Genomic DNA, 1,236 nt, shown 5'->3' with positions numbered 1-1,236 from the left:
GACCCCATTCGGCCCACCACGGACTCACCCCCGCCGAGTTCGCCCTACAGTGGACCACGACCCACCAACCCCAAGCCGCATAGCGACTGGACCATAGAATGGGTCCCCCTCACGACACTGACAACGCCCGCCAGTTCTTGTCTGCGAATGATGTTCCCTGCTTCATACATCAGCAACTGCGGTGCAAGCAAGCGAGCGCCCGACAGTTGCCCAACCGCCCAGCGACCGTCCGGACCATCGTCGAGCAGTAGCGCCACGATCACCGAGGAGTCACAGACGACGTCGATGGTCACCGTCGCTCAGCGTCGCGCGCATCGAGAATCGCGGCGGCATCAACCCGAACGCCGGTTGCGCCGACACGCGCCCGCGCCCGCGCGATGACATCGTCGACCGGCGGGCGTGATGTTGACTCAATCAGCATCCCTCGCAAGTACTCCTGCAACGACTTGCCCGCCCGCGCGGCCCGCCCCGCAAGCTCATCTCGCACTGCGTTTGGAACGTCACGAACTGTGATCACCACACCCATGAAGTCATTCTAGCTGCATTGCTAGCATTACAGTCACTAGTAGTGTTGCGGTTGATCCAACACATCCTTTGCCTCACTGAGCCCATGCGCATGCTTATGCCTCACCCCGACACAACAAGCACGGTGATGCTGATCATCAGCATCACCGCCGGCGTGTCCGCGTCTGCCTGCGCACTCGTCGCCGCCTACGTCTATCTTCACGAAGACCCACAGCGAGATAACGTCACGCGCGACCGTCGTGCTCGACGATGGCTCCTCGCCACCGCCATTCTCGGATTCGCCGTTATCTTCACGCGGTTCATCTGGCTGTTGCTGAGCTAGTCGTCCCCCTGTCCAGAGGCGCATTCCGTTCCTCGTCGGGGCGACAGTTCGTACCATGGATCGGGCGGGCCCACGGAAGCCTCGCAGCCGCATGCCCCTCCGGAAAGGCCGAAGGCCACGTGCTACGCCGTCGCGCGATTCGAGTCACCGCCAATCGAGACGACTTCATATCCGCGTACGTCGACGCCGGACGGTGGTACAAGGCGGAGATCGCGATCATCATGCTAAGCGCGATCGGCGGCTTGTACATCTTCAAGGACATACTCTTCGACGACCCGGCTCCCCTGGTCAATTGGGACTGCTGCACCGATAGGTGACATCTGATCTGGCTTGCCCGGGAGGGTTGGCCTGGAAGGATGACCATCGTGCCCAAGCCCTATCCGAAAGAG

The 1,236-nt window shown here is 61.7% G+C and carries 3 protein-coding genes; 1 reads left to right on the top strand and 2 read right to left on the bottom strand.

Annotated elements, in window-relative coordinates; genetic code table 11:
• Positions 1-44: 44 nt before the first annotated feature.
• Together ACZ4TW_RS24035 and ACZ4TW_RS24030 are read right to left on the bottom strand one after the other, a co-directional pair.
• Positions 45-293 carry a PIN domain-containing protein gene (locus tag ACZ4TW_RS24035; protein ID WP_465547039.1) on the bottom strand — a complete coding sequence of 83 codons (249 nt, stop codon included), beginning with the start codon at positions 291-293 and terminating at the stop codon, positions 45-47.
• A complete protein-coding gene (locus ACZ4TW_RS24030; protein WP_465547036.1) occupies positions 290-526 on the bottom strand; it encodes a FitA-like ribbon-helix-helix domain-containing protein in 237 nt (78 codons plus the stop codon). The genes ACZ4TW_RS24035 and ACZ4TW_RS24030 overlap by 4 nt, the downstream gene beginning before the upstream one ends.
• 126 nt (positions 527-652) lie before the next feature.
• Here ACZ4TW_RS24030 and ACZ4TW_RS24025 point away from each other — a divergent pair, with 126 nt between their 5' ends.
• Positions 653-847 (top strand): hypothetical protein, encoded by a 195-nt coding sequence (locus ACZ4TW_RS24025; RefSeq protein WP_465547034.1) that lies wholly within the window; start codon positions 653-655, stop codon positions 845-847.
• Positions 848-1,236: the final 389 nt, after the last annotated feature.

Source organism: Agromyces sp. NPDC029043, assembly GCF_055564615.1.
Note: the sequence above shows the minus strand (reverse complement) of the source record. Positions and strands in the feature narration are given on the sequence as shown.

Excerpts from the sequence above, each read along its gene's own strand:
- ACZ4TW_RS24025 (WP_465547034.1), top strand. The coding sequence starts at position 653 with ATGCTGATCATCAGCATCACCGCCGGCGTGTCCGCGTCTGCCTGCGCA.
- ACZ4TW_RS24030 (WP_465547036.1), bottom strand. The coding sequence starts at position 526 with ATGGGTGTGGTGATCACAGTTCGTGACGTTCCAAACGCAGTGCGAGAT.